This window comes from Bartonella sp. 220B (assembly GCF_026930205.1).
Lineage (GTDB): Bacteria > Pseudomonadota > Alphaproteobacteria > Rhizobiales > Rhizobiaceae > Bartonella.
In genome coordinates this window covers 1-18,265 of record NZ_JANHOI010000001.1, presented here as the reverse complement: position 1 = coordinate 18,265, position 18,265 = coordinate 1, and the positions used below count along the sequence as shown (strand labels likewise).

At 38.1% G+C, this 18,265-nt stretch carries 3 protein-coding genes; all 3 read left to right on the top strand.

The window, feature by feature from the left end; translation table 11 throughout:
* Positions 1-295: 295 nt before the first annotated feature.
* Positions 296-4,915, top strand: a complete 4,620-nt coding sequence (locus NPX99_RS00015) for a Vomp family autotransporter (RefSeq protein WP_269029730.1) — start codon at positions 296-298, stop codon at positions 4,913-4,915.
* Positions 4,916-5,323: 408 nt separating this feature from the next.
* Positions 5,324-9,556 carry a Vomp family autotransporter gene (locus NPX99_RS00010; protein WP_269029729.1) on the top strand — a complete coding sequence of 1,411 codons (4,233 nt, stop codon included), beginning with the start codon at positions 5,324-5,326 and terminating at the stop codon, positions 9,554-9,556.
* Between the two features lie 1,422 nt (positions 9,557-10,978).
* Positions 10,979-18,265: hypothetical protein (locus NPX99_RS00005; RefSeq protein WP_269029728.1), on the top strand; the 7,287-nt coding region annotated here is incomplete at its 3' end.

The window sequence follows — 18,265 nt, the reverse complement described above, 5'->3', positions numbered from 1 at the left end:
TTTTATAAGAAGTGGATTATACTGTTCATGATGGAGATTATAACATAATTTGCAAGTAGATTGCTTATTTTTTATTTAATTCCCTTTATTGATGGGGAATTTTTTAACATCCAATGTCTTTTCAGAAGTTGTAGGATGATGCTGAGAAAACTCTAGGCGTCGAGAGGGGGCATTTTGTCTTTTTAAAATTTTTCTAGTGCGCAAACATGATTTTGCAAAGTATTTTTTATTGCCTGTTGTGGCGAAGCTGAACTGCGTTTTGGCTTTAAGGATTCTCTATATTGAGGGATTTATTATGAAAAAATATTCAACACCAAATTTAATTAAAGCTGTCTCGCTCAGTGCGGCAATGGTCACACTCTTATCGAGTGTTTCTCCTGTTTTTGCTGCTAACTTTGCTTTTGTCGGAGGAAATAATAATAGTACAAGTGGTACCAGTGTTTCCTATATATATGGTAGTCATGGGAGTGTTGTTTTGGCTGGTGATGACAATTACTGTGGTGCAGATAGTGTTATTGGACGTGGTGGCAAACAACAGCAGGCAATAAAAGACACTTCTCGAATAACAGCAAAGCAACAATATGAGAGATTTATTGGTGAAAAAGTTTTTAACGGTCGTAGTCCTTATGGTACGACCACTGAACAGGTTACTTGGGTTAGTGAAGGAATTTTGTCCAATAATGGTACTTATATGGGAACAAACACTTTTGGTACTGAGGATGCTATGCCTGAGGCTTATGGTGTTTATTCTTTTGCTACCGGTTGTGGATCTGCTGCAACAGGTAATTATTCCACGGTGTTTGGTGCAGGCGCGACAGCAAAGGCTGGTGGAGCGCAAGCCTTTGGTGTTTCTGCGCTTGCAGGTGGTATAGCAAGTGTTGCTATGGGTGTTGATTCAGAGGCATCAGGGAAATCTGCAGTTGCTATTGGTGGGCTTGCAACTGCATTAGGTGAAAATAGTGTTGCTTTAGGAACAAGGGTAAGGGCAGAAAAGAATTATGCGATTGCTATAGGCTCAGAGGCTGAAGCTCAAGCTTCAGGTTCTATTGCGATAGGTAGCAGGCGTTCTGACAGAACTGAAGAACATGATCCTAACAGAAAAGTAATAGCAAAGGCTGAAAATGCGATTGCTATAGGGACATTTGCTTATGCTGAAACGGAAGATTCTGTTGCCATTGGTGTAAATGCACAAGTGTTTTCTAAGGATGGTGTAGCTGTGGGTGGGGGATCTATCTCTTATAGAGAGAAGGGTTTTGCTGGCTATGACCCTCATTTAAATGCTGCCTCGACAGATAGTGGTATAGCATGGAAAAGCACCACAGGCGCTTTCAGCGTTGGAGAAGTTGGTGTTGCGCCTAATGGTACAGAGGGTAAACTAACACGCCAAATTACAGGAGTTGCAGCGGGAAGTGAAGATACTGATGCTGTTAATGTTGCGCAGCTGAAAGCTATGAGGAATGTCATTGCAGGAGGAGGGGCTTGGCAGCTTTCTGCTAACGATACCGATCCTACAGATGTGAATTCAGGCAATATTGTAGATTTTTCAGTGAAAAATGGCGATAATGAAGAGAGCAAAGACAACTTAAAGATTACCAAAGACAATGGAGGTAATAATAAGAATAAAATCAACTTTACTTTAAGTGATGATCTTAAGTTGATGAGTGTCACTACAGGAAAAAGCTCTTTAGATGACAGTGGCTTAGTGATTACTAATGGTCCAAGCGTAAAGAATGAAGGCATTTCTGCTGGCAATAAAAAAATTACGGGAGTAGCAGAAGGAAGTAACGATACCGATGCAGTGAATTATAAACAGCTAAAAGCTATGGAAGCTTTGGCAGGAGCTTGGAAACTTTCTGTTGATGGTAGCAACACTACAGATGTTAAAGCTGGTAGTACAGTAGATCTTATTGCTGGTGAGACTAGGGGGACACAAAGTAAAAATATCAAGATTCAAAAAGATCACAACAATAAAGTTACATTTGCTTTAAGTGATCAGATTACGCTAACGACTGTTGTTACAGGCAACAGCATTATGAGTAATGACGGCTTTAAGTTTCTTAATGGTAATGGTCCAAGCATAACAGTGAATGGTATTTCTGCTGGCGATAAAAAGATTACAGGAGTGGTCGCAGGGACTGATGATACCGATGCAGTGAATTATTCACAACTGAAAGAAATAAAAAATCAAATAGCAGGAGGAGGGGCTTGGCAGCTTTCTGCTAACGATACCGATCCTACAGATGTGAATTCAGGCAATATTGTAGATTTTTCAGTGAAAAATGGCGATAATGAAGAGAGCAAAGACAACTTAAAGATTACCAAAGACAATGGAGGTAATAATAAGAATAAAATCAACTTTACTTTAAGTGATGATCTTAAGTTGACGAGTGTCACTACAGGAGAAAGCATTATGGATGCTGTTGGTTTTAGGTTTACTGGTGATGATGGTCCGAGTATAACTGTTACTGGCATTCATGCTGGTAATAAAACGATTAAAGGAGTTGCAGATGCGGAAGATGATTTTGATGCAGTAAATTATAAACAGTTGAAAGATGTAAAAACACTTTCAGAAAAAGGTTGGAAACTTTCTGTTAATGGTGCAAATCCTGTGGATGTTAAGGCTGGTAGCACAGTAGATTTTGTAGGTGTTATTGCAGAGGAAGGTAATGAAGAAAGTAAGAATATCAAAATTACCAAAGGCAGTGACAATACTGTACAATTTGGTTTAAATGATATTATCAGAGTTAAACGTGTAATAGCAGATAAAACGAATGTAAGCGATGATGGTTTCATAATTACTGGTGGTCCTAATATGACTACTGGTGGTATTTTCGCTGGCAATAAAAAGATTACGGGAGTTGCAGCGGGAAAGGGAGATACCGATGCTGTGAATTATAAACAGCTAAAAGACTTTACAGCGAAAATTAAAACAGGTTGGAAACTTGCTGTTGAAAATGAAGAGGCTACAGATATTGGAGCAGAGAGTACAGTAAAGTTTGTAGCCGCTGCGGATAAGGATAGTCACAAAAATATCAACATTGTAAGAGGCGATGATAACGAGGTAAAATTTGATTTAAACAAATTTATTAAAGTTAATACAATAAAAGTAGGGGATGAAGTTACTATAACTGATAATGGCTTAGTGATTAAACGTGGTCCAAGTATAACATATGGCGGTATTGATGCTAGCAATAAAGAGATTAGAAACGTGGCAGAAGGTATTTTAGATACGGATGCAGTTAATCTTACTCAGTTGAAAAAAGTAGAAGAGAAAATACAAGAAGTAGCAGGAAATAACCTTGTTAAATGGGACGAAGACCAGAATCTTATCACTATTGGTAAGGAAAAAGGTGGTATGAAAATTGATATTACAGGCAGTGATGGAGACCGGACTATCGCTGGTGTCAAAGCTGGTACAATTTCTGCCAATTCAACAGAAGCCATTAATGGTAGTCAAATTAATACAATATCCGGGAATATAGCAAAATATTTTGGTGGAGGAGCTAAATTCGAAAATGGCGATTTTGTAGGACCAAAATATAGTTTATCTGTTATTGTTGAAGATGGTACGGTAGCAAAAGTTAATTATCGTGATGTTGGTACAGCTTTGAATGGACTTGATGCAAATATCAAAAGTGTGAATACTCGCATAACAAATGTAGCCAATGATTTTAGTCAAAAAATAGATGGTCTTTCTAAAGACGCTTTACTTTGGAGTGAAGATGAGCAGGCATTTGTTGCACGTCACGAAAAAAACGGAAAGAAGACGAACAGCAAGTTAAAATTCCTTTTGGATGGAAACATTGCTGAAGGTTCAACGGATGCTATCACAGGGAATCAACTCTATCTCATGAGTACCCAGTTGGCTGCATATTTTGGTGGTGGTGCGGGTTATAAGGATGGAAAATGGACAGATCCTACTTTTAAGATTGTTCAAGTCAATGCTGATGGTACGACTGTTGAGAAAGAGCACCATAATGTCGCTGATGCTTTTGGTGACGTCAATAAAAATATGTCAAATATTAATAACCGTATTGATGATGTCATCAACAAGGTTGATTCAGATGCTTTAAAGTGGAACAATGATAAAAAAGCCTATGATGCTAGTCGCGATGGTAAGCCGAATAAAATTATCAATGTAGCTGATGGTAAGGTTGAAGAAGGCTCGAAAGATGCCGTCAATGGTGGACAACTTTGGAAAACCAATGAACGTGTCACGGGTGTTGAAAAAGATGTTAAGCATCTTACCGACAGAGTCGACAATATTTCCACTACGGTTACGGATATTGGTAAAACGGTTTTCCATATTGAAAACAAAGTTGATAATATTGATAATAGAATTAACGATATTGCAGAGGACGCTGTTCGGTATGACAGAGATAAAAATGGTAAGAAAGCCAATAAAGTCACTCTAAAAGGTGGTGATGCCAGTGAACCTGTTCTGATTGATAATGTAGCTGATGGCCGCATTGAGAAAGGCTCGAAGGAAGCTGTAAATGGGGGGCAATTGCATGATTATACTGAACAGCAAATGAAAATTATTCTTGATCAATCAAAGAATTATACAGATCAACGGGTGAATAATATCGTTGTCGATGCGATTGATGATGCTGTTGAACGCGCGAACCACTACACAAACATGAGGTTTGAGGCTTTAAATTACAACATTGAAAATGTACGCAAAGAGGCAAGACGAGCAGCAGCGATTGGGTTGGCAGTCTCTAACTTACGGTACAATGATACACCTGGAAAATTAAGTGTCGCATTTGGTAGCGGTTTATGGCGTAGTCAATCTGCTTTTGCTTTTGGTGCTGGATATACATCTGAAAAAGGAAACATTCGTTCTAATGTATCGGTTACGAGTTCAGGTGGGCATTGGGGTGTCGGTGCAGGACTTAACATGACACTAAATTGATGCAGAAACAGTTTTCTTAAATACACTTTTTGCCCTTACTTTAATGAAGCAGGGGCATTTTATTAAAAAGCGTTACATAAATCTTGCTTGAAAAGAATAAACGCTCTCCTAAAATAAAGAGACGCAAAAATTATACCAATTCCAAAGAGCTTAAAGCGAAAAGCCACACACTCTTTTTAAGAGAAAAGTCTAACATTATTCTCGTAATAAGATATGTTTTTTGATGTTACTTAACTTGACTTTCACAAGGCGCCCTCTAATTCCCCTTTAAAGGTGCTGTAGCATAACAGCTTATATCTTGTTTTATTTTTAGTGCGAAAGCAGGCAGAAACAAAAAGATAAGAAGTCCTTGCAACATGAGGGAATGTTTTTTTGCGTCTTAAATATATTATTATAGGGAGGGGAATTATGAAAAAATACTCAACACCAAATTCGATTAAAGCTGTTTCATTGGGGGCTGTTATAGCAACACTTTTGTCGAGTGTTTCTCCTGTAATCGCTGCAAACCTTGCGATAACAGGTGGAGCGGTTTTAAGCACAAGTGGTGCTGGTGTGTCTTACTCAAAGGGTAGTCATGGTAGTATTGTGTTAGCTGGCGATGATGATTACTGTGGTGTGTTTAATGTTATTGGCCGTGGTGGAAAGAATCAAGGCACTGTTAATCAAATGACTGCAGAGGAACTATATGAAGGCGTTTCTCTGAACAAAGATTTTTCTGGCAAGAAGCCTTTTGATCAGGGAGATAGACAGATTGTTTGGGTTAGTGATGCTACAACTAATAGCGGTGGGTATATGGGAAGAGCAACCGGTGGTCTTTTGAATGCTATGCCTGAAGCTTTTGGTGTTTATTCTTTTGCAACTGGGTGTGGATCGTCCGCAATGGGCAATTATTCAACAGCATTTGGAGCGGGTGCGACCACAAAGAGGGGTGGAGCACAAGCCTTTGGTCTTTTTGCTCTTGCGGGTGGACAAGCAAGTCTTGCTATAGGAGTTGCGTCAGAGACAGGAGAAAAAGGGGCAATTGCTATTGGTGGGCTTGCAAAAGCAACAGGCACTGAAAGTATTGCATTTGGTAACAAATCACGTGCAGATAAACAAGATGCGATTGCTGTGGGTTTCGATGCAAGAGCGACTGTAGAGGGCGGTGTTGCTCTTGGAAGCGAGTCCGTAGCTGATGCGTTTGCTGGTGTTCGCGGTTATAGTCCTTTGAAAAACGGAGTATCAGAGAATGAGGACTACGGGTGGAAAAGTACACTAGCAGCAGTGAGTGTTGGTAATCCTAAAGAAAAACTAACGCGTCAGATTACAGGGGTGGCAGCTGGTAGTAATGATACTGATGCCGTTAATGTTGCGCAGTTAAAAGAATTACAATCCTACATAGGCCAAGATTGGCAGTTGTCTGTTGGAGGTAAAAATGCCACGACAGTTGGTGCAACGAGTGTAGTAGATTTATCGGCTGCAAGTAATAATCTTACGGTTACAAAAGGTGCTGAAGACAATAATGTAAAATTTGATTTAGCCAAAAATATTACAGTGGAGCGAGTTACCGCTGGAAGAAGCTCTATAAGTGATGATGGCATTATGTTTGCTGATGGAGCTAGAATAACTGTGGATGGTATTTATGCTGGTGATAAACAGATTACAGGAGTTGCAGAGGGGACTGAAGATACTGATGCAGTAAATTTTGCACAGCTAAACGCTGTGAAAGAGGCAGCGAAAACAAGTTGGCAGCTTTCTGTCAACAGTGGAGATGCTATAGCCATTGGCCAAAATGGTACAGTAAATTTACAAGCAGCCGGCAGTGAAAATAAACAGAATATCAAAATTGTAAGGGATGACAATCACAATGTAACATTTGATCTAGCGGATGATATTCATGTGACAAGTGTTACTGCAGGAAGAAGCGTTATGAATGATCAAGGCTTTCATTTTGAGAAAGGAGGTCCAGAGGTAACGCCTGATGGTATTGATGCTGGAAATAAAAGGATTATAGGACTTGAAAAAGGACAACAAAATACTGATGCAGTGAATGTTGCACAGCTAAAAGAAATGGAAAGCCAAATAGCAGAAAATAGTCTTGTAAAATGGGATGATGAGCAAGAGCGTATCACTATTGGTGCTGAAAAGGGTGGTGTTGAAATCAATGTTGCAAATAATGATGGTGATGATCGTAAAATTTCCGGTGTGAAGGCAGCAGTAAACGCGAATGACGCTGTTAATAAACAACAACTCGATGGTCAGATTGCTGATGTTATTGACACTATAAAAAGCAATAACCTTGTTAAGCGAGAAGAAGAGAGAAATCGTATCACCATTGGTAAGGAAATAGAAGGTACAGAGATTCATATTGCAAACAAATCAGGTGAAGCTCGTGCAATTTCGGGTGTGAAAGCGGCTACGAAGGATGATGAAGCTGTTAATAAACAACAACTCGATGGTGAAATTGCAGATATAACAGACAGGATTCAAGTCATTAAAGAAGCAAATAAATTTGCAGTTCTCTACGATAAAAATGGTGATAATTCTGTCAATTATAAGAGTATCACTTTAGGGGGCGATAAGACCAAAGAACCAGTTGCTCTCCATAATGTTAAAGATGGCGAAATTACCGAAGAATCGGGTGATGCGATCAATGGGAGCCAAATTAATAAAATATCCGGAGATATTGCAGAATTTTTTGGTGGGGATGCTGCATTTCAAGATGGTGCTTTTGTAGGACCACGATATAATTTATCTACTGTTTCCGAAGATGGTAGTGTAAAACAGAAAATCTTTAAAGATGTAGGTTCAGCTTTGACAGGTCTTGATGCAAATGTCAAAAATGTAAATAGCCATTTAGACCATGTAGTTAATGAGTTTACTCAGAAAATAGATGGGGTTTCTAAAGATTCCTTATTGTGGAGCGAACAGGAAAGAGCATTTGTTGCACTTCATGGACCAAATGGAGAAAAGACAAACAGCAAAATTAAGTTTCTTAAGGATGGAGAAATTTCTAGCGATTCAACAGATGCCGTGAATGGTTCACAGATTTTCAAAATTGCTAAGAATATATCGAACTATTTTGGTGGTAGTACAGATGTAGAGGCTGGTATCAAACCAACCTTCCTTATTAAGGATACACAATATGATAATGTTACGGATGCTTTCACTGGTGTGAATATTTCTATTGCCAATCTTGATGGTAAGATTTCCGAAATGAAAAAGGACAATCTTGTGCAACAAGAGGGAGGGGCATCAGGGATTATCACGATTGGTAAGGCAACAGCTGGTACTGAGATCAATATTGCAGGTGTTGGTGGTGTAGCACGCACTATTTCTGGTGTGAAAACAGCAGAAAAGGGTGATGAAGCTGTTAACAAAGATCAACTTGATAAAAGCATAGAGAAGATTTCTAAAAATATTGAGACAGCAAGTGCGGCAGCGGTTCTCTACGATAAAGAAAATGGTGTTGTTGATTATAATCGTGTAACCTTAGGGGGTAAAAACAGCGTTGGACCAGTAGCTCTCCTTAATGTCAAAGATGGCAGAATTGCTGATGGTTCGACAGATGCCATTACGGGTAATCAACTCTATCATATGAGCAACCAACTTGCAGCCTATTTTGGTGGTGGTGCTAGCTATCAGGATGGGCAATGGACTGCTCCTAATTTCAAAGTTGCACAACTCAATGCTGATGGAACAACGGAAGAGAAAAGCTACGGTAATGTTGCTGATGCACTTAGTGGTGTGAGTAGCAATATGGTAAGCATAAATGATCGTATTGATCATGTTATCGACAAGGTAGATTCCGATGCTTTAAAGTGGAATGATTTGAAGGGAGCTTATGATGCTAAACATGAGGGTAAGCCAAGTAAAATTATCAATGTAGCTGACGGTAATATTGTAGAAAATTCAAAAGATGCGGTTAATGGCGGACAACTTTGGAAGACCAATGAACGTGTCGCAGGCGTTGAAAAAGATATTAAACATATCACAAACAGGGTTGATAATATTTCAAATACAATTGGAGATATTGGTAATACAGTTACCAATATTGAAAACAGAGTTGATAATATTGAGAACACGGTTAATAATCTTGCTGATGGGGCCGTTCACTATGACAAAACTGAAGACGGAAAGAAAACCAATAAGATCACTTTAAAAGGTGGTGATGCTAGTGAACCTGTTCTGATTGATAATGTAGCTGATGGGCGTATTGAGAAGGGCTCGAAAGAGGCAGTTAATGGTGGGCAACTACATGATTATACTGAGCAGCAAATGAAGATTATTCTTGATGAATCGAAACATTACACAGATCAACGGGTGAATAATATCGTTATCGATGCGGTTGATGATGCCGTTGATCGGGCTAACCAATATACAGATATGAAGTTTAATATTTTAAGTTATGACATTAAGAGCGTACGCAAAGAGGCAAGGCAAGCAGCAGCGGTTGGTTTAGCAGTATCTAACTTACGTTACTTTGACGATCCAGGCTCTTTGAGTGTTTCATTTGGTAGCGGTGCATGGCGTGGACAATCTGCGTTTGCTCTTGGTGCTGGTTACACATCTGAAAATGGAAAAATCCGCTCTAATCTCTCAGCAACAAGTGCTGGCGGTCATTGGGGAGTAGGTGGTGCAATAACTCTGAAAATAAAATAATAAGAAAACAGGAACTTAACAGAATTTTCGCCCTTGTCGGATGAGGCAAGGGCGAAAATTTTATAAATGACAATTGTACTTAAAGTCAAAATTTCACAGAAGAATATTTCATAATTTTACGGATAAAAAGCACACTCCAAAATCTGCTGGAGTGTGCTTTGTTATGAGCAGAGCGAGGAGAGTTTATTTTTTCTAGTTATTTTTCTATTGTGCTATAACGAGCGTTAGATTCATTATAGTGAAAGTAAAACAAATATCTTCCAAGAGATTATGCAATCATTTAAAGTCATTTTTTCTTGTAAATGAGAAGCTAAATTAAAGCAATATTAACCATTTTTACAAAAAGACTACAATTCACTTTACAAAACAAGCAAATGATTAATGCACGAATTTTTGCTTTAAAACTTGCTAGAAGACAAGTCTTTTTTCAAACTCATTATCTTTTACCTTTCAAATACACAAAATGAGTCTTCTAAACTTTACGAATTATAAACCTTTTATCTGATAAGAGCATTTAAATATGTTTTTTCCAGTATCATTCTCTTTAGGTGTTGGTGATATCTTTAAAAGGAGCATTTATAAGGTTTGGCATTCAATTCATTATAATCATTAATAAAGTCAGGAGATTTATTGAAATTATGAGTACGGGGTTCATATGGCACTTAATTGATGTTAGAAGCGAATTTAGTGAAAATCTTAAATGCCATTACTTTTGTAGAGCAGTTTATAAGTTCTAAAAATGAGATAATATTGATTACCTCAGTTGAGTATAGCACCTGAACGAGGCGATGAATTTTGCGATTTTATAGAAAAATATTACGTGATTTTGTTGAAAAAGCAGCACACTAGAATCCATAATGATGTACTCTTATCAAGAATTCATTTTTTTTGCTATTTAATAACAGGCTTTATAAACATGCAGAAAGTGTATTAGTAAGGCTCATTTTGTTGAAGGAAGCGAAAGAAGAAGGGGTAAGATCAACGCATTTAAATAAAGCAGATCACAAAATCACACACGTTTCACATTATTATCTTAAATAACAAAGAACGCACTCAAAAAAAGAAAGGTAAATATTTCCAAAATACTTAAACATCCCTTAAGTAACACTAGATTTCTTAAGTAAAAAACCTCTACTCTTATTAAGATATAAAAAATAACTCTTTATTTAAACTCATCTTATGACAATATAAAACTTACCTTTTACTCAGTATCTAAATATACTTTTTTCCCATGTTTATTTAACATTTTCAATTTTTTTATTAAGACTTTACAAAACACACACAAAAAACCATACAAGAAGACTCAAAATGTTACCATCATACAAAACAATAGAATCAAATTCTAAAACCCACTCTTCATCCTCAAATAATGTAAAAATGTGTCTTTTTTATGGTTTAATTTTCTTACTTGGAGAATTTATTATGAAAAAGTTATGTATCATGTTAGCGCGGAATAACGAAAATCACCTTCGCTCTTCTTATCTATGGTCTTTGGGTAAGGGTGTATCGTTTGCTGCCATGGTAGCATTTTTATCAAATGTTTTTCCAGTAAGTGCTGGTATAGCGGGGAATTCTTCAGGTGGAAAGCCTAATACTGTTGAAACAGTATCCAGAGCATCAAATAATGATTCTACAACATCGCCTGTTGATGTAAATGCGAGTCATATTAGTGAAGGAGAAGCATCTTCTAGATTTGCTGTATCTACGCAGCCCGTGTTGGTCTCAGCATTGGAGAGCAATCCAGCAGCGTTGAGAGTGAATGTTTCAGCAAACACTGAATCGCTAAAAGAAGATACTGTTAAGAAAGGTCCTCGATTAAGAAACCTCTCTCTACCTAAAATTGGGCAGGCTGGTGATAACAGTGCAGTAATGCTGAGCCGTGCCGGACCGCAAAGTCGCAGTTCTTTACAGCAAGGCGCAAATGGTACTAATGTTTTGTTTGGTGAGAATATAACGGTATACGAAAACGCCCACAATACAAGTGATATGGTTGCTATTGGTGCCAAAATACAAATGCTAGCCCCAGATTCGGTTGCTGTTGGTTATGGTGCACAGGTGGAGCAAAACAAGTCTGTTGTCGTAGGTCATTTGGCCTATAGTATGGGTGGAAAAAGTGTTGCAATAGGCAGCGAAGGTAGGTGGAATGATGAGCCGCTTGAGGCTGATGCTCGTACAATAGCAAAGGGCGAAGAATCAATTGCTATTGGATATCGTGCTAAAGCAGACAATAAACGATCTGTAGCTTTTGGTACTTATGCAAAAGTAACAGCAGATTCAGGTGTGGCTATAGGTGCAGAATCTATTGCCGATAAAGCTGCTGATATTGCAGGGTACACTTCTATTTTGCAGGGGGAAACAAAAAATACTGACTCTGAATGGAAGAGTACTAGAGGTGCTGTTAGTGTTGGTAATTTTGAGAAAAAAATAACTAGACAGATTACGGGAGTTGCAGCTGGTTTTGAAAATTCTGATGCAGTGAATGTTGCTCAGTTGAAAGATTTAGAAAAAGTTGTAAGAACAAAAGGTTGGAGTTTATCCGTTGGCGGTGAAAATGCTCAAACTGTTCTTATGGATAGTGAGGTAGATTTTTCTTCTGGAAGTGGCAATTTCAAAATTACAAAAGGCGATAAAGGCAATACTATAAACTTTGATCTCGCCAAGAGCATAGCCGTTGATGAGGTGAAAGTAGGAGCGAACGTCTTCGATGCAACTGGCTTAGTAATTAGTAATGGCCCGAAGGTGACCACGGCTGGTATTTCCGCTGGTAGTAAAAAGATAACAGACGTTGCAAAGGGAGATGCAGATACCGATGCTGTGAATGTTGCACAGTTAAAAGCAGTACAAGAGGCAGTAGCTATAAAAGGTTTAAAAATTAACACAACGAGCAAAGATTTTACTGATGCTGTAGCTTCTGCAGAAGATTCAATAGCCATAGGTGCAAAAGCACGAACAGAAGGGAATATGTCAATAGCTATTGGCTATAATACACAAACGTCTGTTATGTCTAGTGTTGCTTTGGGTTCTAACTCTAATGTTCTAAAAAAGCATTGGGGTGGCGTGGTAGGTTATAGTCCTAAGACAGGAAAAACTTCAACATCACAGGATCCCGCATGGCGGTCTGGATTTGGTGCAGTGAGTGTGGGTAAGTATAACGCAGACACGGGTGAGATTAAAAGTACACGGCAGATTGTAGGTGTTTCTGCTGGAACGGAAGATACCGATGCTGTGAATGTTGCGCAGTTAAAAGAATTAAGGGAAATGGTAGGAGGAGGGTGGCAGTTCACCATTGGTGGAGAAAATCCTACGAACGTTAGTTCAGATACAGAGAATACGGTAGATTTTTCTTCTGGAAGTGGCAATTTCAAAATTGCGAAAGGCGATAAAGGCAATAAGCTAACATTTGATTTAGCCAAGGATCTTACGCTTGATAGCATAAAAATACATGATACTATAAAATTAGGGGCAAGTAGTTTAAGTGCAGCAGGTCTCATAGTTGCTGATGGCCCAAAGATGACGAAGGACGGCATTTCAGCTGGCAATAAAAAAATTACAAATTTGGAAACCGGAACTGCAGATACCGATGCTGTAAATTTTGCACAGTTGAAGTCAGCTGAAACAAAGATTGAACAACAAGTAGCAGCCAATAGTTTTGTAAAACAAGATGCTAATACAAAGCATATCACCATTGGTAAGGGCGCTGGTGGTGATAAAATTGATATTGCCAATAATGATAAAGAAAAGCGTACGCTTACTGGTATAAAAGATGGCGCACTCTTAGAAGATTCAAATGAAGCGGTAACAGGCTCGCAACTTTATTCTGTTGGCAATGCCCTTGCAACTTATTTAGGTGGTGGTGCTGAATATAAGGATGGTAAAATAAGCATCCCAACATTTAAACTTAAAACGCCTAATAGTGATGGTAACTCTGAAGAGAAGACTTACACGAATGTAGCAGCAGCTTTTGAAGGTATTGCTACTTCTATCACGAATGTTCAGAATAAAGTTACTGAACAAGTAAATAATGTAATTGAAAAAGTTGAAGGTGATAATCTTGTTCAACAAAATTCTGAAACTCAGCATATCACGATTGGTAAGGACATTGGTGGTGATAAAATTGATATTGCCAATAAGGATAAAGAAAAGCGTACGCTTACTGGTTTGAAGAATGGCGACCTTTCAGAAGCTTCTAGTGAGGCAGTTACAGGTTCACAGCTTTTTACAACGAACAGTAATGTAACCCAAAATACCAATGATATTAAAGAAGCTAATAGTAAGATTACGAAGAACGCTGCTGATATAACAAAAGCAAACAGTAATATATCTTCTCTTGATAGTAATATCTCGAAATATTTGGGTGGTGGTGCAAATGTTCTTAAAGGTACAGAACCAACCTATACTGTACAAAAACAAACCTATCATGATGTTGGATCTGCCTTAGCAGGTGTTGACAGTTCTTTTACGAATGTAAACAATAAAATTACGAAGGTAGAAAATTCTGTCACGAATATTCATAACGAGATAGCTCAAAAGGTTGATCAAAATGCTCTTTTATGGAGCGATGAAGAACAGGCTTTTGTCGCTCATCATAAAAAGAAGAAAGTAGAAAAGAGTGAAGTTACAGAGACACCAGAAAACAGCAAGATTACATTTCTTGCTAATGGTGACATTTCTGCTGGTTCTACAGATGCTATAAATGGTTCTCAGCTTTATTCTGTAGGCAATGCACTTGCAACTTATTTAGGTGGTGGTGCTGAATATAAGGATGGTAAAGTAAGCATTCCAACATTTAAACTTAAAACGCCTAATAGTGATGGTACTTCTGAAGAGAAGATTTATAAAAGTGTGGCAGAAGCTTTTGAAGGCGTTGGTGCTTCTATCACGAATGTTAAAAATGAAATTACCAACCAGATTAATAATGAGATTACCAAAGTTGAAGGTGAGAGTATTGTTAAGTGGGATGAGGTGACAAAATCTATCACCATTGGCCAAGAAAAAGATGGCAGTATAATTAATCTTCAAAACAAGAATAAAGAGAGCCGGACGATTGCAGGTGTGATAGGTGGAACAATCTCTAAAGATTCAAACGAGGCAGTGAATGGTTCTCAGCTTTTTGATACAAATGAGAATGTTGCAACTTATTTAGGTGGTGGCGCTGAATATAAGAATGGAAGTTGGACCGCCCCTAAATTCATAGTGAAGACCGTCCAAAATGATGGCAATGTTTCTGATTCTACCTATAATGATGTCGCAGCTGCCTTCATGGGCGTAGGTAATTCATTCAAGAATGTTAAGAATGAAATTACGAATGTTCAGAAGAAATTGACGGAACAGGTTAATAATGTAGTGAACAAAGTGGAAAGCGAAAGTTTTGTTCAACAAGACAAAGCAACACATCGTCTTACTATTGGTGCGAAAGTAGCAGGTGGTGAAATAAATATTACCAATAATGAAGGGCAAAAGCGTACGATTACTGGTATAAAAGATGGCGCACTCTCAGCAGATTCCAGTGATGCGGTAACAGGTTCACAGCTTTTTGCAACGAATGCTGATGTAACCAAAAATACAAAGGCTATTAAAGAAACTAATGATAAGGCTACGAAGAATTATACTGATATAACATTATTAAACAGTAATGTTTCGACATATTTGGGTGGTGAAGCAAATGTGCTTTCTAAAAAAGCGCCAACCTATAATTTATCTTCTGTTACAGCTGATGGTAAAATAAACAGTGCTTCTTACAATGATGTCGGTTCAGCTTTTGAGGGCCTTGATACGAATATAAAGAATGTCAACACGCACGTAGAAAAAGTAGCCAACGACGTTCAGACACAAATTAAAGAAGCTGTCCAAAACATTAATACACAGATTACGAATGTTACAGAAAACAACCTTATACAGCATGATGGCGAAACAGGTAAAATTACCATTGGTGCGAAAGAAAATGGTACTGAAATCAGTATTTTGAATAAGGATGGTAATGGACGAACCATTAGTGGTGTTAAGGCGGCAGTAAAAGGTGATGAAGCCGTTAATAAAACACAGTTTGATGAAGGACTAAAGAATCTTTCTGATGCTCTTCAGTCTGATGAATCAGCAGTTGTTCACTATGATAAGAAAGATGGCGAAAATGGTGGTATTAATTATGCGAGTGTGACTTTAGGTGGTAAAAATAAAACCTCAGTTGCCTTGCATAATGTTGCTGATGGGAAAATTGAAAAAAATTCTCATGATGCAATTACGGGTGGCCAGATTAATACAGTTGGCAATGAGGTTGCCCAACTTTTGGGTGGTGATACATCCTTTAAAGATGGTTCTTTTACAGGGACAACTTATAATTTGTCGAATATTAATGAAAAGGGTGAGATAACAGCCAAGACTTTCTCTGATGTTGGTTCAGCTTTTACAGGACTTAATACAAACATTGATAATGTCAATAAACGTATTAAAGAAGTTTCTCAAAGTGTTGCGCAAGATTCTTTGAATTGGAGTACAAAAGATAATGCCTTTGTTGCAACGCATGGCGAAGGAGAAGCAAAAACCAATAGCAAGATTACGCATCTTTCAGATGGCAATATTGCGTCTGACTCTGTGGATGCAGTTACAGGTAGACAGCTTTATTCAGTGGGCAATGCTCTTGCAACTTATTTAGGTGGTGACGCTGAATATAAAGATGGGAAATGGACTGCTCCAACATTTAAACTTAAGATTGTTAATGGCGATGGTAGCTCTGAAGAGAAGACTTATCATGATGTTGGATCTGCCTTTGCAGGTGTAGACAGTTCTTTTACGAATGTTAAAAAGGAAATTACCAACCAGATTAATAATGAAATTACCAAAGTTGAAGGTGAGAGCCTTGTTAAGTGGGATGACAATAGTCAACTAATAAAAATTGGTGCAGAAAAACACGGTAATACAATTACTATTTCTGACCAAGAAGGTAAGGATAGAACCCTTTCTGGAGTTAAGAAAGCGGAGAAAGTCAATGAAGCAGTTAATAAAGGCCAGCTTGATGAAAGTTTAGCGAAACTTTCTAACAGTCTTCAATCTGATGATTCAGCTGTTGTTCATTACGATAAAAAAGCTGATGACAATAACAGCATTAATTATGCGAGTGTGACTTTTGGAAAGGGTAAAGATTCCGCTCCTGTTGGTCTCCATAATGTTGCTGAAGGTCAGATTTCTGAGAATTCACGAGATGTAATTAATGGTGGTCAGATTAACGAGATTTCTCAGAGTTTTGCGAGCTATTTAGGTGGTGGGACAGTATTTAACAATGGTACTTTCACAGGTCCAACCTACAAATTATCCAGTATTGATAAGACAGGTGAAATAAAAGATGCTGAATTTAAAGATGTTGGAACGGCTTTTTCTGGTCTTGATGAAAATATCAAGCATGTAAACCAGCGTATTAAGGAAGTATCTCAAGATGTAGCACAGGATTCTTTAAACTGGAGTACAAAGGATAATGCCTTTGTAGCACAGCATGAGAAGGATAAAGTAAAAACGAATAGTAAAATCACCTCTCTTGCTAATGGTAACATTACGAAAGATTCTACGGATGCAGTCAATGGCTCTCAGCTTTATTCAATGGGCAACATGGTTGCGACCTATTTTGGCGGTGGTTCTAAATATGAGAACGGAATTTTGAGCAAGCCTGATTTTAAGATTAATATAGTTAACGCTGATGGAGTTTCTGAAGAGAAGAAGTATGATACTGTAGCTGATGCATTTGCTGGAGTTGGTACTTCTATCACGAATGTTAAGAATGAAATTAAGAATGAGATTAACGAAGTAGTTAGTGATAGCCTTGTTAAGCAAGAGAAAGAAGGTAGTCCTATTACCATCGGTAAGGAAACAGATGGTACAATAATCAACCTTCAAAACAAGAATGGTGAGAACCGAACCATTTACGGTGTGATAGGTGGTGCAATCTCTAAAGATTCAATTGAGGCGGTCAATGGTTCTCAACTTTTTGAGACAAATCAGAATGTTGCGGGCTATTTTGGCGGCGTAGCTAAATACGAGAATGGTAAATGGACCAAGCCTGATTTCAAGGTTAAGATTGTCAATAAGGATGGCACTGAAGTTAAAGAGCAGAGCTATGGTAGCGTAGCGGATGCGTTTGCTGGTGTAGGGAGTTCTTTTGAGAATCTTCAAAAAGAGTTTACTCAAAGTAACACGGCAGTTACTGAAAATATTAAGCAGAATGCTTTGTTGTGGAGTGATAACGAGAGTGCCTTTGTAGCGCAGCATGGAAAAGATGATACAAAAACGAATAGCAAGATTAAGTTTCTTGCCAATGGTAGTGTTGCAAAAGACTCAACAGATGCAATCAATGGTTCTCAGCTTTATTTTTTAGGTAGTGAAGTTGCGAAATCTCTTGGAGGTAATGCTAGCTACAAGGATGGCAAATGGACTGCTCCTAAATTTACGGTTAAGACAGTCAATGAAGGTGGCAAAATTTCTGATGCAACCTATGATGATGTAACAACTGCGTTTGCTGGTGTGGGGAGCTCTTTTGCAAATGTTAATAACAATATAACGAATAAGTTTAATGAACTTACTCAAAATATCACGAATATTACGCAAGAAGTTCAAGGAGATGCGTTGTTGTGGGATAAGGCAAAAAGCGCTTTTGTGGCAACGCATAGTGAAAAAGAAGGAGAGAAAAGCAACAGCAAGATTACATCTCTTAAGAATGGGGATATT

Coding starts and splice junctions, on each gene's coding strand:
- NPX99_RS00015 (WP_269029730.1), top strand. CDS start 296: ATGAAAAAATATTCAACACCAAATTTAATTAAAGCTGTCTCGCTCAGT.
- NPX99_RS00010 (WP_269029729.1), top strand. CDS start 5,324: ATGAAAAAATACTCAACACCAAATTCGATTAAAGCTGTTTCATTGGGG.